Origin of the sequence: Candidatus Defluviilinea gracilis (assembly GCA_016716235.1) — a bacterium.
In the GTDB taxonomy this organism is placed as follows: domain Bacteria; phylum Chloroflexota; class Anaerolineae; order Anaerolineales; family Villigracilaceae; genus Defluviilinea; species Defluviilinea gracilis.
On record JADJWS010000006.1, the window covers coordinates 1 to 16,104 of the forward strand.

Here is a 16,104-nt window from a genome sequence, read left to right on the forward strand (position 1 = left end):
CCGCTGTCAAGCGCAAAGCAAGGTTTGAGTGATCCTCGGCGATCGTTTTTTTGTCTAATTGTTGGCTCAACGTGTATAATGGGGAAAAATTCTTGGACGCCAACCCCAATGCCAATTTCTGCTGGAATCTCTCCGCCCTGATTTTGAATTGCATGACGATACGAATATCGTAAGAAAACCGTCCGAGTATCGCGGCAGGAATGTGGTCTTATATTTTTATCCCGCCGATGATACGCCGGGTATTAAAGGAAGCCTGCTACTCTGCGATGATTATTCCGCGTATGAAATGCTGGGTATTGTAATTCTTGGCGTCAGCCCGATACGGTCGAATCGCATGAAGTTCAAGAAAAAAATTTATGCTCCCATTCCCGTTATTAATTGACGAGGACATCGGGCTTGCGATCTCATCAAGTCAGACCGAAGAAATTTTTAGGCAAGTCTTGCGAGTGGCGTATTGAGGATAATCACCGACGGCAACGGAACGATCGAAAGTGTTTGAGCAAGTGCGCCCGGCGCAACACAGCGCGGAGGTTCTTGCGGCGTTGGCAGAGGCACTAGGCTGATCAGCCGTCCCTGCGGAGGAAACGCGGGGTTTCATCCGCTGTGAAAATTGTGACAATCTGGGAATTATGATAAACTTAGGCGGCTTCTGATCGGGGGTCTCCTCATCAGATTTTATTTCAGAGAAGAGTAGTGCGACATTTCATCGTTGTGGGAATATCAACCATTCTGGCGTCGGTCTTTTGTACATAGGGGCTGAGCGCGGCGCACTTGATACGCCTGTGGCGGCAGGCGCGCAGGCGGTTCCGGGATCGATTGGATGTGGAACCTGATCTTGATCGTGATGTCATTTTTCTTTTCGCTCATTGTGTGCCCAAAGTGGGGTGCAGCCTGATGCGTGTTCCGCCGCCCGGCCGAGGTGAAAGCGGGGAAGGCGCTCACTTTGAGGGGAATACCACGCTTGAGTTGTTTTGGACGGCGATCCTTTGTTGATCGTGGTTTTCTTTTTCGGTGCTTGGCGGCACAATTTAGCCCAAACATTGGCGCGAAACCCGCAGGCCCTGTTATTAAAGTAACAGGTTTGCAATGGTCGTGGAGGTTTGAGTACCCTGCCGATCCTGCGACCGGCTTGGTTGTGGTTTCCATCAGTTGCACATACCGGTCGGGGAGCAGGTGTTGTTGCGAATGATCTCCTCGGATGTGATCATCCCTTCTGGGTTCCTGAATTCCGCGTCAAGCAAGACCGAGTGCCGGGGCGGTTTACGGAATTGACCATCACTCCCACTGAAGGGGGAGTTACAAGGTGCGTTGCGCCGAGTTGTGCGGCACAAAGCACTATTCCATGGAAAACCCGGGCCATTATTCAATCGCAAGCAGAGTATGATGCTTGGTTGGCGGGTGAATTGGAAAAAGCGAAACTCGCCGCCTCTTCGCCCGGAGGGATTCGGGCAGTTGCTCGTTCAGCAAAACGGTTGCACGGCTTGCCACTCGCTTACCGGGGAACGTTGGTTGGGTCCCACCTGGTTTGGGTTATACGGCTCGCAAGTTGAAACTCTCAAACGGGCGCCACCGTGACTGCCGACGACGCCTTCATTACCGAGTCGATCAGCAACCCGCAGGCAAAGATCGTCAAGGGCTTTGAAACGGTTCAGATGGTTCAATACACATTTACTCCCGACGAACTCTCGGCAATCGTCGCATATATCAAAACGATCAAGTAGGCGGTGGAGGTTTCATGAAAAATAACACTTTAGGAAGGGCTTTCCTTCTTCTTGTCATTGCCGGCGCGATCGGATACGGCATCGGTCTTGGCATTGATGCTGCGATCCGTGGCGAGCTGAAATTCTCGGCTTCTGTTCCTTCCGCATTCGCGTTGTTGTTTGGGTTTACGGCGTTCTTCTTTGGTTTGTACGGTTATCGCGGCATCACGCGCGGATTGGTCTTTCAAGTTGTCGGCACGGTGATCGGCGCGGCGCTTGTGACCCGTATCCGCGCGTTGATGGGACTGGAAAGCATTGGCGCATTTCTGTTCACCGAACCGGCGTGGGTGTTTGGAGCGTTGGTGGGCGTGGTCTCTTTCTTCTTCGGCGTCGGCGTGATGACCGATTGGGTGAAGTGGGCGCGGGGGATCGACACGCCCGACCACCATGAAGACGAGCCGGGCTGGCAAAAATACTTTGGCGTATCGCTGGATCACAAAGTCATTGGCATTCAATATACCGTCACAGCGTTGTTCCTCCTCGCGGTTGGCGGTACTTTTGCGCTAATCTTCCGCTCGGAACTTGCCGCATCGGGCTTGGATTTCCTCACCCTTGAACTCGATGTCTTCAATCAGAACGGTCCTCAGATCTACAACACGCTCATGTCGCTTCACGGCATGATCATGATCGTCTCGATCCTGCTCGGTATCTCGGGCATTATGAATTATGTCGTTCCGCTTTTGGTGGGCGCGCACGATATGGCATTCCCGCGCATGAACGCCTTCGCGTACTGGGTGGCTGTGCCGGCTTCTGTTTTATTGTTGCTTGCGTTGATCCTCGGCGGTTTTGACACCGGCTGGACTGGTTATCCTCCGCTTTCCTCGCGCGCCCCGCTTGGCGTGCAAATGTTCTTTCTGGGCGTGTTCACAGCCGGTTGGTCGTCCATCCTCGGCGCGTTGAACGTGATCGCCACGGTCGTCCGTATGCGCGCCGAAAGGCATGACCGCCATGCGGATGCCGATCCTCGTTTGGGCATCCGTCGCCACCTCCATCATCGCCCTGACCGCCACGCAGTTAATCGGTCTTTCCTTCCAATTGGTGATGTTCCAGCGCCTGTTTGGGATGGGATTCTTCGACCCCGGCAAAGGCGGCAACCCGGTTCTCTTCCAACATTTATTCTGGTTCTACTCCCACCCGGCGGTGTACGTTTTCGTTCTCCCCGGCTTGGGCGTGATCTCTGAACTCCTGCCGGTCTTCGTCCGCAAGCCGTTATTCGGGTATCGCTGGGTTGCGATGTCCTCGTTGGGCATTGCGCTGGTCGGTTTTGTGGTGTGGGCGCATCACATGTTCACCTCCGGTATGAACGAATACCTGCGCGTGCCGTTCATGTACAGCACCATGCTGGTGGCTGTTCCCACGGGCGTGAAGTTCTTCTCGTGGGTGGCAACCATGTGGGGCGGAAAGATCGAGACGCCAACCCCGATGCTGTTCGTCCTCGGGTCTATTGTTGTATTTTTGCTGGGCGGCGTCACGGGTCCTCCAAACGCGATGGTCGCGCTCGACCTCCACTTGCATGACACCTACTGGGTCGTTGGACACTTCCACGACACGATCTTCGGCGGATTCGTCTTCCCGTTCTTTGCCGCCATTTATTATTGGTTCCCCAAAGCGACCGGCAGAAAAATGAACGAGTTCTGGGGCAAAGTGCACTTCTGGTTGATGACCCCCTCGTTCTTTGCGCTGACGCTCGGCATGATGTTCATCGGTCTGCGCGGCATGCGCCGCCGTATCGTGGATTACGATCCGGCCCTCGGGTTCGATGGCGCGCAATTGTTCCTGACCGTTTGCGCCTTCCTCATCGCCATCTCGATCTTGATCTTCTTCATCAATTTCTTCCGAAGCATCAAGCATGGCGAGCCGGCCACAGGAAATGCGTGGAATTCTCGCTCGCCCGAATGGCAGGTTCCCTCGCCGATGCCGGCTCACAATTATGAAGTTCCATTCGAAGTGGTTGGCGAACCGTATGATTACGGCTTGCCCGGTTCGAAATTTGTTGAATTCGCGGCGAAGTCAGCCGGGAAACATTAACTCAAAGGGCAGGTAGCCGTTCATGTCGAACAAACAACAACATCCTAATTTACTGTCGCAGGGCGTGTTTATTTTCGTGTACCTTGCGGTGTTGACCGCGCTGGAATTCTTTGTCGCGATCACCTTCAACTCGGTCGTTATTCTTGTGGCGGTGGCGATTGTCAAAGCCGCCTTGGTGCTCTGGTATTACATGCACGTAAACAAGCTGAGTGAAAGCGACGAGAGCAACCACGAATCGTACGCCTACAAGAGCGGGACCAACCGCCTGGGCTTGTGGCTCTTTCTCGTCTCCGACTCGTTCGTGTTCGGCGGGTTGATGGTGATGCGCCTCAGCCTGCTGGGCATGACCCGCCCAGACCTCAGCCAAACCCTCGGGTTCTTTGTGACTGCGGTGCTTCTCATCTCCTCGTTCTTTATGAACCGCGGCGAAGTTGAACTGCACAACGGCAACCGCCAGGGATTTTTACGAAACATCATGGTCACCTTTGTGCTGGGCTTGTTCTTCCTGCTGGGCGTGATCCTGGTGGAGTGGCACACTGTGCCTGCCATTGCCGAACCAATCCTTCACTTATTCGGCGAGCCGGAAGGGAAAACGTTATTGAAAGCCTCGTCGGGTCCCGCAGGAGCGGCGTTCTTCATGATGACGGGAATGCATGCCTTTCACGTGTTGACCGGCTTGATCCTCCTCTTGATCATTTGGATCAACGGCAAAAGAGGCTTGTACGATGAGAAGCAGTACCCGGTCGAAGCCGCCGCGGTGTACTGGCACTTCATCGACGTGGTGTGGATTTTCTTCTACCCGGCGCTGTATCTGATCGGGACAGCGGTCTAACGCAAACCAAGACGGCTTTCGGCGCGACACAATATGAACGCGGGGCGACCAGCACAAGGGTCGCCCCGTTTTTTGATGAAAGGTCAATTCATGGATCGAAAAATTCTATTGGCGGGAATCGGCGCGTTAGTCCTGCTCATCACGATCATCACAGCCGTGATGATCTTTGGCAAACCAGATCAATTTCGCGGCGCGTATTATGTCGAACCGTACCCGCTGGCTGGCGAGATCGAATTAGCGCGCGCCGATGGCTCTGTGTTCAAGTTAAGCGAACAGCGCGGCGGTGTTGTATTGCTCTTCTTTGGCTACACCTCCTGCCCGGATGTATGCCCAACCACGCTCGCGGATATGAAACTCGCCATCGAGGCGTTAAAACCCACAGAAGCGCAACAGATCAAGGTGGTGTTCGTTACCGTCGACCCGGAACGTGACACGCCCCAGCGCGTGCAGGAATATGTGGATCATTTCAGCGCGTCGTTCATTGGCTTGAGCGGCGACGAGTCTGAGCTGGCAACCGTTTGGAGCGATTATGGTATTTTCCGCGAAGTCATGGACAGCGAATCGGCCACCGGGTATCTCGTCAACCATACGGCGCGCATCTTGCTCATCGACCGCAACGGCAACCTGCGCCTCTCTTTTCCGTACGACGCGCCGGTGGAGGATATCATCCACGATTTGAAACTGGTCTTGAAAGAATAGCATGACCAGCAAAAAAATTTACATCAAACGGATCGGCATCTCCTTGTTCCTGGGCTTGCTGATCGGGGTAGCCTTAACCGAAACGCCCATCTTTTTACTCGGTCAGGCAACTCGCGCGCCGCAAGAGATCGTTTTGACCATACCCAACGGAACGTCGGAGCAAGTGGCGCGCGGCGAACAGCCTCCATCCATTCCGACAAACATGATGTTTGTTGTGGGCGATACGCTGATCGTCAACAACGAAGATGTGGTCGACCATAAATTGGGTCCGCTGTGGATTCCCGCAAAGGCTTCTGCCCGTTTATCTTTCAACCAAAAGGAAAGCCTCACGTACGAATGCACGTTTCAATCGGGGAATTACTTTGGGCTTGAAGTGCGCGACGCGCTGACGCCGTATACGCACCTCGTTGGAATTCTCGGCACGGGTCTGCCGCTTGCCGTGCTGATCGCGTTGTATAGCCTTGTGATGCCGGTGAAAAAAGACCATGCTCCTGCGTAGAATGTTCAGCCGCGCGTGGCGGCTGACAACCCTCCTTGTCTTCGCCGGAACGCTGGTTTTGATTCGCCTCGGCATCTGGCAACTGGATCGACTGGAAACGCGGCGCGCGGACAATGCGCATTACCTTGAAATGCGATCCAACGACCGCATCGATCTCAATGTTGAAATCCCCGAAGCCCTGGGCGAGATGAAAGACCGCGCCGCGACCGTGACAGGAAATTATGATTTCGAAAACCAGGTCGCCATGCGGAATCAGGAACGCCTTGGGCAATACGGATATCACCTCTTCACCCCGCTTCGATTCGACGGGATGGCTGTTCTGGTCGACCGCGGCTGGATTCCCGCCGACGGGAACGACACGCCCGATGACTGGCGCAAGTACGACGAGACCGGCCCGGTTGTTGTAGAGGGGTGGATTCAGCCGGGGCATGGCAAACCAGCCTTCGGTGGAATCCCCGACGCGCTTCCTCAGGATGGTTCCCCGCTCGAATTTTGGATCAACCCCGACGTGGCGAACATCGCCCGTCAGTTGCCGTACCCGATCCTGCCGGTCTACCTCCAACTTGCGGCTGTTGCGAATGATACAACGCCGCCGATCGCGCCTGCGCAAGCCGAAAAGGATTTGACAGAAGGTTCGCATTTTGGGTATGCTATGCAGTGGTTCACCTTCGCCGCCTTGTTATTCTTTGGCTACCCTTATTTTATAAAGAAACAGGATTCACTTTCCGCATGAAATTCACACTTCGCTCTTCTTTTGCACGCTATGTTGTGACGCTTTTCGTTTCCGTGATTGCCCTCACGGTGGCTGGGCGCATTGTCACCCTTTCAGACGCCGCGCAGTTTTGCGCGGGCTGGCCCCTGTGCATTCCCTCCGCGCCGGTGGGTTGGTTGAAACTTGCTCATCTTTCGCTGGTCGGTATCGCGTCGGTCTTGATGGCGCTTGTGTTTCGCAAGGCGTGGCGGGAACAGCGCTCACATCGCTTGATCCTTCCGTTGACAACGATTTTAGGCGTGATGTTCTTTGGGCAGGCTCTGGTTGGCGCGGCTTTGATCTCGCAATCGGAAGCGCGGCATTTGTTCGTCTTGCATACGTTGACAACGATCGCGTTGTGGATTTCGTTGATCTTGCTGGTGTATGCGTCCGGCGTCAGCCACGAAGCAGAATCGGTTCCCCCGAGGACCGGTAAACTTCAGCGCGCCAAGGACCTGTTCGCGTTGACGAAACCGTTGATCGTGGGCTTGCTTTTGATCACAACGTACGGCGGATTGGTGATCGGCATGAAGGCAATCCCGTCCTTTTCGCTGACCGTCTGGACGTTGCTCGGCGGGGCGCTCGCGGCGGGCGGTTCGGGCGCGCTGAATCAATACATCGACCGCGAGTTGGACAGGCGTATGCAACGCACTGCAAAACGTCCGATGGCAGACGGGCGGTTAACCGACGCGGAGGGGCTCGCGTTTGGGCTGGGCATGTCGCTGATCAGTTATTACATTCTCGCCTGTTTTGTCAACGACCTTGCCGCGTTGCTTTCGCTGGCGGGAATTGCGTATTACGTGATCCTGTATAGCATGTGGTTGAAAAAAGCGACGGTGCAAAATATCGTCATCGGCGGAGGGGCGGGGGCGATCCCTCCGATGGTGGGCTATGCCGCCGCCACCGGTCACCTCGATTGGACGGCGTGGATCCTCTTCGCCATTATCTTCATGTGGACGCCTCCGCATTTTTGGGCGCTCGCCATCGTCCGCATGAAGGATTACGAACATGCGGGCGTTCCGATGATGCCAGTTGTGCGCGGCGAGATGGAGACGCGCAGGCAGATCTTCGTGTACACCATCGAGTTGGTGATCGTCACGTTGTTGTTACCCATCCTCAACCTGGCTGGCTCTTTCTATCTGGTCTCGTCGCTTGTGTTGGGCGGTGCGTTGTTGTATGCCGCATGGAAGGTTTGGAGAACAGGCGGCAATAAAGTTGCCTGGCGTATGTACAAGTGGTCGAGTAGCTATCTTGTTTTCATCTTTATCGCCATTATGATCGATTCGGTGTTATGAAGCAAAAGAAGCCGATCACGCGCGAGGAATGGGGGACGCTGATTCTGATTCTGGCGTGCGCGATCGGCGCTTACATGCGCTTCAACCCGACTCTGCTAGCAGGGTTCGCCATCAACGACGGCGGCATGTTCGCCGCGATGGTAGACGACTTGCGAGCGAATCGTTTCGTTCTTGCCGCATTCACAACGTATAACCATCTGAATATCCCGTATGCGTATCCGCCGTTGGGGTTTTATTTCGGCGCAATTACCTCGCTGGTCTTTGGGCTGGATTCAACGCAAGTGGTCCGCTGGCTTCCCGCTTTCTTTGCGACTCTTTCGATCCCCGCATTTTATTTTCTTGCCTTGCAATTGCTCAAAAATAAATTCCACGCGGCGGTCTCGACCTTCTTCTTCGCCTTGATGCCGCGAGCGCTGTCGTGGTTCGTGATGGGCGGCGGGCTGACGCGCAGTCCCGGTCAATTTTTTATGCTGCTCACACTGGCGGTGGTGATTCGCCTTTACGAACAGAATCGCCGCTCCGATATTTTTCTCGCGGGCATCTTCGGCGGGCTGGCGGTGATGAGTCACCCGGAAGCGGCGGTGCATACGTTGGTCTCTGCCGTCTTTTTGTGGCTCATGCTTTCACGAACGCGCAAAGCGTTTATTCAGTCGATACTTGTTGGGTTGGTTGTGGCGGTCGTGTCCGCGCCGTGGTGGGCGTCGGTCATTTCGTATCATGGAGTCGCTCCGTTGTTGAGCGGCGCGGCGACTGGCTCGAAATTTGCGGCGGTGTTCAATTTGCTCTTCTTCGTCTTTACGGAGGAACCCTATGCGACGGTGATCGCCGTCCTCGGCTTGATCGGGATCGCCCACCGCCTCATCCGACGGGACTACCTGCTTCCGTTGTGGATGGCGATTCCCTTCTTCATCGAAGGGCGGAGCGCGGCGGGTCCTGCGGCGATTCCGCTGGCGATGCTTGCCGCGCTGGGGCTTGTGGAAGTCATCCTACCGGCGATCCAGCCTGTCCCGTCGAAAGAAACGGAAGTTTCCTCCACAGAGCGGAATGTTTTTATTTATCTCATCCTGTATCTGATATTTTCCACCGCGCAATTCGGCTTGCAGTTATCCACTGCAACCCTGTATCCACCGGACGAAGAGGCGATGCGTTGGGCGCGAGAGAACACGCCCGACGATTCGCGCTTCCTCGTGTTGACCGGCACAACGTCAGCCTCGTGCGATTCGGTGATGGAATGGTTCCCCGCCATCAGCGGGAGGAAAAGTTTGTTCACCGTGCAAGGCACCGAATGGACGAAGGGCGCGGGATTCAACGATTACGTGCGTTCGACGTATGCGGTGCAGGAGTGTTTGGCGAACAGCGACATGGCTTGCCTTGACGAACTTGTTGACCGCGCGGACTATGATTACCTCTATGTTTCGAAAATTTTGCGCGTGAACAATTGCGGTCCGCTTGCGCCGCAGAGAGTGTTTCCGTATTTTGTGGAGAGTCTCAAATTGGATTCGGGGTTTGATGTGGTGTACGAATCAGATGGCGTTCTGATCTCGCGGCGGAAATAACTACTTCCGCTGAATGATGACGGCTACGGGGTCTTCATACAAAACTGTCCAGCCAATCTCTTGCTCCAATTGATTCGCCAATGGCGCGTTTGAGGGAATGATCGCCCATGTGATTTGATACTGATTCAGCAGGTCACGCCAATTATTTTTCGCATACATCATCGTTTCATAATCGCGCATCAACGGCTCGCCATAGAAGTCGCTTTGACTGTCCACAAAAACAAGATTGCGGGGCCACAAACGATAAAGCAGGTAGCCACCCCAGTTGAACTCGTTGAACATGTTGCCCTCGATTGGATTCTCCTTTAGCCAATCTACTGCCTGGACGGGAAATACCTGCGGGTTGAACTGATAAACTTGCCTGCCTTTTGCGTGGCTGTAGGCAAAAAATCCAACAGAAAGAATGATCAAAATTGCTGGAAGCAGAAATGATCGGCTAGGCGTGGCGAGGTTTACAAAGCGTTCATCGAATCGTTTCCACGCGGGGAATTGATTCGCTTTCGTAGCGATCCATTCCGCCAGAATCGGCGCGCAGACAATTGCAAACAACGGGATATTTCTCGTCATCATCAATGCCAAGACGGCAAACCCGCCGAGCAGGAAAACATGCGCCGCTGAAATGCTCTGCCAATTGGCTAGTGAAAAGAACACAGTGAGCAAAAGCAGAATAACGAAGGGCGCAACGGACGGGTCCGATAAATTCGGCGGCATCGTCTCGACAGTGCGGGTGAGGATGAACGAACTGCGGTTGTTGAGAACCGCCTCCCAGTTATGCCAAAGATCGGGGGTGAGGATCGAAGCGGGGAGGGAATAAATGCCCGCAAGGAAAAGTTTTTTGCCTGATTCCATGCTTGCTCGATTCCGCCATTTGTCCCATAGCCAGCCTGCGAAGTACGCGGCGAACGCGAGAAAGCCGAAGATAAATCCGCCGTGCAAGTTTGCCCAAAACAGCATGATGAGGGGGAAAAAGTAAATTCTTATTTGCTTGCCAGTTCGGAGTTTTTCAAGGTTGTGAATCCAAATGGCAAGCAATAAAAAGGTGATGACGTGTGGACGCGGAAGCCAATGAATACTCGTCGCGCCAGTCGCAATCAAAACAACGAGAAACGAGATCAACACCGATTGACTTCGATTGAAGCAATGTCGGTACAGAAGAAGGATGACCGCGCTGAGGAGGATTGCCGTGAGCAGGATCACGCCGTCTAGTCCCAGCCATTGATTTGCGATCTCAAAGATAACTTGCGAGAGCCACTCGTACGGCGGACGGGATTCGCCGGTCAGGGTGTGCGAAAAAAGATCATGGGTTGGGATGACGCGCTGTTCGAGGATGTGCTTGCCAAGTATCAAATGCCGCCCCAGGTCGCTGTCTATGCTGAGCATTTGCCCGCCGGAGATTAAAGAGAGCATTAAGATAGCCGCGAAGAATATGGTGGGTATCTGAATGAGTCTGGGGTGGCGCATGGCGTGTGGCTGTCGATTGCATTCATTGGGCAGGACTTACGCAGTTGCCGGGCAGTTGTACTGCCGCCGCCGCAGTGCAACTACGGAGCAACAGGTTCCACTGCGTAAATCCTATTGGGTTACAGGTATAACAACTTCGATCATTTGGTTTTCTTGCAGAATGCTTTACCTGGGTATTTTGTATAAAATATACCCTGTTGCTTCTGATGCGAATGGATCTGAAAGCAGCGCCATGGTTGCCTGGAACTCCGCCTTTTGGTCCGGCGTATTTTGAAAGACATACTCCACGCCTTGCGCGTTCAACAGAACATGAGTATATCCATCCCGTTGCCATGCCTTAAGTATGGCTTGTGGATTCTTGTGGAGAAACAGATCATGGCTGAAATTATCCAGAATAGGGTCGGGCTGAACCTTGCGCGTCATCCCGTAACTGCGGGGTTCGAAGAGAAAATAAACGCTGGCGTCTTCCGGCAAGCGGGAGATCATTTCTAACGCAGAGGCGTAACCCGGTTGATATTTTTCGAGATACGACTCGCGTGTGACGATCCCTGTTGCGAGCGCGAATGGGTTCCTGGCGATCACGCTCAATCCCATGTTGATGAGATTGAGCGCCATGCTTGCGATCAAAAGCCCGGAAATGATGAATGAAGCCTGAAATTTATTTGAGTCGAATTCCCTTATCGCGGTCACTCCGATTGCCGCCGGTATGGCGAAGGGGATCATGGCGGGCATCAGTAAACGAGCCTGCCACAACCCCCGCGATGAAATATATCCATAGATCCAAAAGGCGGCGCTTGTGGCTATAAATATTCCGATAGCCGTCAGCGCGTTCCGTTTTATTGCGTCATACGCTTTGATACGGCGCATTGCCAGTAACGCCAGGGGTAGCGCGGTTAACAACAGCGGACCGATATCCGCGTCAATCGAGTTGGCGTCCTGATATCCAAGCGTGACGGTGATCGGAAGTAACAAGATCGCTTCCCAATCCCAGCCGATGCCTGTTCCCGCTCCTGAAAATGCCTGCGCCCTGAACGAGTCCCAATACCTGCCGCCGAATACAAACGGGTAAAACGGATTGCCCATCCAATACCAGTTACGGAGATACCAGACCGACCCTGTGACAAGACTGAATAGACTGAACTGCGCGACTGCGCGAATCCATTCGCGCGGCGATTGAAACGTCCACGCTGTGATGATAAGCGCGGCGCTAATGGGCATGACGACGCTCGTGTATTTGACGCCCATTGCCATACCTGCCGCTATGGCGCTTATCTTCCACCATCTTTTATCATCCGTTTCTATTCCCGCCCATAGGCAATAAAGCATCGCAACCCCGTAGAATGAAAGCGCCAGGTCGGTGTATGCCCACGTGGCAAGCAACAACATAGATGGCATGGAGAAGATCAATAATACAGCCCATGCGGCGGCGATGTCCCCGAAGAGTTGCCTTGTCCAATGCCAAATCAACAACGTCAGGAGAAACGCCCATAGGAAATGGGCTTGCTGTGAGACAAGTTCGGATCCCATGCCTACTCCCCAGAAATATACGCCTTCGACGATACCTGGAAACCAGTAATGGGGAATGTTGTATGGTTGTAAGCCTCCATCCGCAAGCCATAGTTGAGGGATTCTCAAATGGTAGAGAAGCGCGTCGAAGGCGTCAACAGGTGGAAGGTAGGTGCGAAGCGCTGTGAGGGCGAAGGCGATGGAGGCAAACCATACCATCCAAACAGGGATTTGTGTCGCGGATTCTTTGATCTCCCGGCGGAGAGTTCGAATTTGATTTAGAGTTTCTGTTACCTCGCCGCGCCGATAGAAATAAACCAGGATCAAAACTTGCGCTCCCAGCAATATTCCTGTGTGCGTTGCGCCAACCAAGACCATCCCAAAACCAAGGATACCGAGCCATCCCAGCCCCATGCCGCCTGCCAGGAGCAGGGCTGGCGTGTTGCAGGCGCTGTTGGGAAGCAAGCGCCGTAAGGTGAGGTTGCCAAGCGCGAACGCATTGATTGTTAATAGGATTGTGATGATCAGTGTCCAGACAGAATAGGCGACTTGACCCGCCACTTGGATTATTAGAGGTTTGTGCGAAACAAAATATGCCCCCATCGAAAAACCCGCCCAGGCAATGACGAGAATGCCGATGAGTGGCGAAACGAGTTTCTTGTCCATGCCTTGATTATAAGTTACGAATCAAAAAAGCGATGACGTTTCAGCGTCATCGCTTTCGAATTATTCTCCTAAATAGTCGCGCAACTTACGGCGGATGGTCGGGTGTCTTAGCCGGCTCAATGCCTGCGCTTCGATCTGGCGGACGCGTTCGCGCGTGACGCCCATTTTGCGACCGACCTCTTCGAGGGTGTATGCCTGCCCGTCGAGCAAGCCGTAGCGCAGTTGCAAAATACGGACTTCGCGCGGGGGCAATCCGTTCAACACTTCGCCGAGATGTTCTTTGAGCAGGTTATACGTAGCGGTGTCGTCGGGAGGGGGAGCCTCGTCGTCTTCGATGAAATCGCCCAACACCGAATCTTCTTCATCGTCGGTCGGGGTTTCCAGCGAGAGCGGACGCCGCGCCACCTGGATCATGTTTTCCACTTTCTTCGGCGGCACGTCAAGGGCTTCTGCGATTTCTTCCACGCTCGGTTCGCGCCCGAGACGTTGAGTCAACTGGTGTTGCACGCGCAGGAGTTTATTGATCTGGTCGCCCATGTGGACGGGGACGCGGATTGTGCGCCCCTGGTCGGCGATGGCGCGCGTGACCGCCTGGCGAATCCACCATGTGGCATACGTGGAAAATTTATGTCCGCGGCGGTAGTCGAATTTCTTGGTTGCGCGGATGAGACCGATGTTGCCTTCTTGGATCAAATCGAGGAAGGGAACGCCGCGTCCCATATATTTTTTAGCGACAGAGATCACCAAGCGCGAGTTTGCCGTGATGAGATGTTCGCGCGCCGCCCAGCCGTCTTCGATGAGTTTGCGCAAGTCGGCGCGGCGGCGAGGCGTCGCGTTGCCTTTTGCGAGTTCTTCGCGCGACATGCGTCCACGCTCGATGCGTTGGGCGAGTGGCACTTCTTCCGTCGCGGTCAACAGCGGAACGCGGCTGACCTCTTTGAGGTACAAGCCGATTGTGTCGTCCGTGTCGATGTTGGCAAGATAATCGTCGAGCGCGAGATCGACTTCCGGCTCAGCCTCTGTGGCTTCCACTGCCACGAGTTCGTCCTCGGTGGGTTCAGAGGTGTTGGTATCCTCCACGAAGGGAATCCCGGCGCTCAAAAGAGCCGAAAAAGCTTCTTCGAGTTGCTCCACATCCTGCTCGGCTTCGGGGAAGAAGTGCAGGATATCATCGAGCGTGACGTAGGATTTTTGTCGTCCCAGTTCGATCAAACGCGCGATCGCGGGAAATTCTTCCTCTTCGTCAACCATCAATATTTTTTCTACATCCATTCAGGTTATGTCCGCTTTCTTTGTTATGACTTTAGGGCGCAAAATCAAGAGGGTTCTTATCAGAATACACATTTTCCAAACGAAATTCAAGCCCTTTCGTTGCTCTCTTTCATAGACGCTCCAAGGTTGGAAATGTTACGGCTGAAGAGTGCTCGTGGCCTGGGGTTGGGGAGCCAACCTCACTCGTGGGTGGAAGCGGAGTGAAAGTTTCTGTTGGCACTGGGCTGGGCGTGGGCGCTCTCCAAATATGGCGGGGCGGCAAGGAGTCCAAGAAGCGGATCGAGGCTAAATTTGTTGATGATCACCACATCGCCATCCGGGCTGAGCGCGTAATATTCATTTTCTGTTGGGGTGATAACACCGACGCTTGCTTTTCGTTCCACGCCGCTTTTGAATTGGACAATTAAAGTATATTCAGGCGCGTCCAAGCCGATCACATCCAGAGGGATATCGGTGATGGTATCTTCGATGCGCAACGTGGTGACTTGACTGGCTGCCGCTTCTGCCGCCGCTTGATCTGCGGAGGCTTCGATCGGCAGGATCAACTCCCACGCGCCATCCTCGCCTCGCGCCACCTCGACCGTTTCGCCCGTTTTTGATTCAATGCGAATGTTGCTGGGAACGCCGTCCGCCGCGTTAAATAGATACGATGCAATTTCATCTGGTTCGAGCGTGATGGCAATCTCGGTCGGTTTCTCGCGGTTGTTGATCAGGTAGTACGCTCCCAGCGCCACGGCGAGGATGAGCAGGTATACCAGCGTTGTGTTTCGTCGCATGTTATCCCTGTTTCCGGCGCTGAAGCCAGGTCATCACGCCGAGTACCACGAAGATACCGGGCATGAGAATTGCGACGATGAACATTAAGAACAGGATTCGTCCCTGCGAGGCGGGGTTGAAACTGCGGGTGACCGGTTGTTTGGGCGTTAGTTCGATCAGGTTTTCTTGTTGGGCGGCCCAATCCACCGAGTTGGCGAACAGATCGCCGTTGCCGTATTGGTCAGTTCTGGTCGGTGGCAAATTGTGATGTGCCGAATACAACCACGCGGCTGTTGTTGGCGGTATTGTCTGCCGCGACGGCGAGCGTCATGGGTCCCGGAATATCTGCGGCTTCATCAAATGCGACGTTCGACTCTGCCGTATTTGTTTCGCCCCACGATTTTGGAGTGGTTTGGATCAGCAGGCTGGCTTGAACGTTTTCCGGCGCGGACGCAATGGTGAGACTGCGCGTGAGCGGGAAGTAGGTGATGATGTTGTTCATCTTGCGGGTGATGGCGTGCGCCCAGGGTAAAGATGCCGCTGTGCCAATCATGGAGTCTGAGCTGTCGAGATCGATACCACATCATTGTTGATGGAAATGCCCCAGTCGTCGAGCAGTAGTTTGGCAAGCGGGTCTGCCTGGTCGCCGAAGTCGGTCACAATGAGCGGGTCTTCCATGACGATCAGAGAACCGCCTCCCGCTAGATACTCGCGCAACAATTTTTGTTCGTTTTCTGTGATTGGCTGGACGGGTCCCGCGATAATGATAAGGTCGGCGTCGTCGGGTATCTTGTTTTCGGCTGGCAGGTTGAGCGTTTTAACGGTGTAATTCTTGCTTTCCAGAATTTCTTTAGCGCGGGTCATCGAGCCGGGTTTCGTGATTGTATTCCTGCGTGTCGCGCTCGCCATGACCGATCACGCAGTAGATCGCCCTGGCCTTCCGGGGTCGATTAACCGCAATAAGGCTTCAAGATTTCTGTCTCCGATGCGGAGGCGGCGATCTCTTTGCGTCCGCTCATCTCA

Annotated in this window: 17 protein-coding genes and 1 pseudogene; 10 read left to right on the plus strand and 8 right to left on the minus strand. The window is 54.2% G+C overall.

Annotated elements, in window-relative coordinates; all coding sequences use genetic code 11:
* Window positions 1-148: 148 nt before the first annotated feature.
* Window positions 149-382 carry a redoxin domain-containing protein gene (locus IPM31_17875; GenBank protein MBK9008844.1) on the plus strand — a complete coding sequence of 78 codons (234 nt, stop codon included), beginning with the start codon at window positions 149-151 and terminating at the stop codon, window positions 380-382.
* Window positions 383-720: 338 nt separating this feature from the next.
* Here the strand turns inward: IPM31_17875 and IPM31_17880 are convergent, their stop codons facing one another.
* The gene (locus IPM31_17880; protein MBK9008845.1) at window positions 721-867 is read right to left on the minus strand and encodes a hypothetical protein; all 147 of its coding nucleotides are present in this window, start codon (window positions 865-867) and stop codon (window positions 721-723) included.
* Window positions 868-1,383: 516 nt separating this feature from the next.
* On the opposite strand from IPM31_17880, the gene IPM31_17885 reads away from it, so the two are divergent.
* The 9 genes and pseudogenes from IPM31_17885 (at window position 1,384) to IPM31_17925 (ending at window position 9,420) form a co-directional block, all read left to right on the plus strand.
* Window positions 1,384-1,575, plus strand: a complete 192-nt coding sequence (locus tag IPM31_17885) for a hypothetical protein (GenBank protein MBK9008846.1) — start codon at window positions 1,384-1,386, stop codon at window positions 1,573-1,575.
* The gene (locus IPM31_17890; GenBank protein MBK9008847.1) at window positions 1,572-1,721 is read left to right on the plus strand and encodes a hypothetical protein; all 150 of its coding nucleotides are present in this window, start codon (window positions 1,572-1,574) and stop codon (window positions 1,719-1,721) included. The genes IPM31_17885 and IPM31_17890 overlap by 4 nt, the downstream gene beginning before the upstream one ends.
* Before the next feature lie 278 nt (window positions 1,722-1,999).
* Window positions 2,000-3,788: pseudogene (locus IPM31_17895) on the plus strand (cbb3-type cytochrome c oxidase subunit I).
* 22 nt (window positions 3,789-3,810) lie between these two features.
* Window positions 3,811-4,620, plus strand: a complete 810-nt coding sequence (locus IPM31_17900) for a heme-copper oxidase subunit III (protein ID MBK9008848.1) — start codon at window positions 3,811-3,813, stop codon at window positions 4,618-4,620.
* 90 nt (window positions 4,621-4,710) lie between these two features.
* A complete protein-coding gene (locus IPM31_17905) occupies window positions 4,711-5,319 on the plus strand; it encodes an SCO family protein (protein MBK9008849.1) in 609 nt (202 codons plus the stop codon).
* 1 nt (window position 5,320) lies between these two features.
* The gene (locus tag IPM31_17910; protein ID MBK9008850.1) at window positions 5,321-5,818 is read left to right on the plus strand and encodes a hypothetical protein; all 498 of its coding nucleotides are present in this window, start codon (window positions 5,321-5,323) and stop codon (window positions 5,816-5,818) included.
* Window positions 5,805-6,551, plus strand: a complete 747-nt coding sequence (locus IPM31_17915) for an SURF1 family protein (protein MBK9008851.1) — start codon at window positions 5,805-5,807, stop codon at window positions 6,549-6,551. The genes IPM31_17910 and IPM31_17915 overlap by 14 nt, the downstream gene beginning before the upstream one ends.
* A complete protein-coding gene (locus IPM31_17920; GenBank protein MBK9008852.1) occupies window positions 6,548-7,864 on the plus strand; it encodes a protoheme IX farnesyltransferase in 1,317 nt (438 codons plus the stop codon). Before IPM31_17915 ends, IPM31_17920 begins: the two co-directional genes overlap by 4 nt.
* Window positions 7,861-9,420, plus strand: a complete 1,560-nt coding sequence (locus IPM31_17925) for a glycosyltransferase family 39 protein (GenBank protein MBK9008853.1) — start codon at window positions 7,861-7,863, stop codon at window positions 9,418-9,420. Before IPM31_17920 ends, IPM31_17925 begins: the two co-directional genes overlap by 4 nt.
* Here the strand turns inward: IPM31_17925 and IPM31_17930 are convergent, their stop codons facing one another.
* The 7 genes from IPM31_17930 to IPM31_17960 all read right to left on the minus strand — a co-directional run bounded on the left by IPM31_17930 (window position 9,421) and on the right by IPM31_17960 (window position 15,945).
* Window positions 9,421-10,827, minus strand: coding sequence for a hypothetical protein (locus IPM31_17930; protein MBK9008854.1), 1,407 nt, complete (start codon window positions 10,825-10,827; stop codon window positions 9,421-9,423).
* 219 nt (window positions 10,828-11,046) lie between these two features.
* The gene (locus tag IPM31_17935) at window positions 11,047-13,053 is read right to left on the minus strand and encodes a glycosyltransferase family 39 protein (GenBank protein ID MBK9008855.1); all 2,007 of its coding nucleotides are present in this window, start codon (window positions 13,051-13,053) and stop codon (window positions 11,047-11,049) included.
* A gap of 60 nt (window positions 13,054-13,113) precedes the next feature.
* Window positions 13,114-14,304 (minus strand): sigma-70 family RNA polymerase sigma factor, encoded by a 1,191-nt coding sequence (locus IPM31_17940; GenBank protein ID MBK9008856.1) that lies wholly within the window; start codon window positions 14,302-14,304, stop codon window positions 13,114-13,116.
* A gap of 200 nt (window positions 14,305-14,504) precedes the next feature.
* Window positions 14,505-15,101: a DUF4340 domain-containing protein gene (locus IPM31_17945; GenBank protein ID MBK9008857.1), complete on the minus strand. Its 597-nt coding sequence runs from the start codon at window positions 15,099-15,101 to the stop codon at window positions 14,505-14,507.
* 1 nt (window position 15,102) lies between these two features.
* Window positions 15,103-15,342: a hypothetical protein gene (locus tag IPM31_17950; protein ID MBK9008858.1), complete on the minus strand. Its 240-nt coding sequence runs from the start codon at window positions 15,340-15,342 to the stop codon at window positions 15,103-15,105.
* Complete coding sequence (locus IPM31_17955; GenBank protein MBK9008859.1) at window positions 15,323-15,634, minus strand: hypothetical protein; 312 nt, start codon at window positions 15,632-15,634, stop codon at window positions 15,323-15,325. The genes IPM31_17950 and IPM31_17955 overlap by 20 nt, the downstream gene beginning before the upstream one ends.
* Window positions 15,631-15,945 (minus strand): Gldg family protein, encoded by a 315-nt coding sequence (locus tag IPM31_17960; protein MBK9008860.1) that lies wholly within the window; start codon window positions 15,943-15,945, stop codon window positions 15,631-15,633. Before IPM31_17960 ends, IPM31_17955 begins: the two co-directional genes overlap by 4 nt.
* Window positions 15,946-16,104: the final 159 nt, after the last annotated feature.

Bases quoted from the DNA above. Each gene is read 5' to 3' on its own strand.
- IPM31_17910 (MBK9008850.1), top strand. From the start codon at position 5,321: ATGACCAGCAAAAAAATTTACATCAAACGGATCGGCATCTCCTTGTTC.
- IPM31_17955 (MBK9008859.1), bottom strand. From the start codon at position 15,634: ATGATTGGCACAGCGGCATCTTTACCCTGGGCGCACGCCATCACCCGC.
- IPM31_17905 (MBK9008849.1), top strand. From the start codon at position 4,711: ATGGATCGAAAAATTCTATTGGCGGGAATCGGCGCGTTAGTCCTGCTC.
- IPM31_17930 (MBK9008854.1), bottom strand. From the start codon at position 10,827: ATGCTCTCTTTAATCTCCGGCGGGCAAATGCTCAGCATAGACAGCGAC.
- IPM31_17880 (MBK9008845.1), bottom strand. From the start codon at position 867: ATGAGCGAAAAGAAAAATGACATCACGATCAAGATCAGGTTCCACATC.
- IPM31_17920 (MBK9008852.1), top strand. From the start codon at position 6,548: ATGAAATTCACACTTCGCTCTTCTTTTGCACGCTATGTTGTGACGCTT.
- IPM31_17900 (MBK9008848.1), top strand. From the start codon at position 3,811: ATGTCGAACAAACAACAACATCCTAATTTACTGTCGCAGGGCGTGTTT.
- IPM31_17925 (MBK9008853.1), top strand. From the start codon at position 7,861: ATGAAGCAAAAGAAGCCGATCACGCGCGAGGAATGGGGGACGCTGATT.
- IPM31_17915 (MBK9008851.1), top strand. From the start codon at position 5,805: ATGCTCCTGCGTAGAATGTTCAGCCGCGCGTGGCGGCTGACAACCCTC.
- IPM31_17960 (MBK9008860.1), bottom strand. From the start codon at position 15,945: ATGACCCGCGCTAAAGAAATTCTGGAAAGCAAGAATTACACCGTTAAA.
- IPM31_17935 (MBK9008855.1), bottom strand. From the start codon at position 13,053: ATGGACAAGAAACTCGTTTCGCCACTCATCGGCATTCTCGTCATTGCC.
- IPM31_17885 (MBK9008846.1), top strand. From the start codon at position 1,384: ATGCTTGGTTGGCGGGTGAATTGGAAAAAGCGAAACTCGCCGCCTCTT.
- IPM31_17940 (MBK9008856.1), bottom strand. From the start codon at position 14,304: ATGGTTGACGAAGAGGAAGAATTTCCCGCGATCGCGCGTTTGATCGAA.
- IPM31_17945 (MBK9008857.1), bottom strand. From the start codon at position 15,101: ATGCGACGAAACACAACGCTGGTATACCTGCTCATCCTCGCCGTGGCG.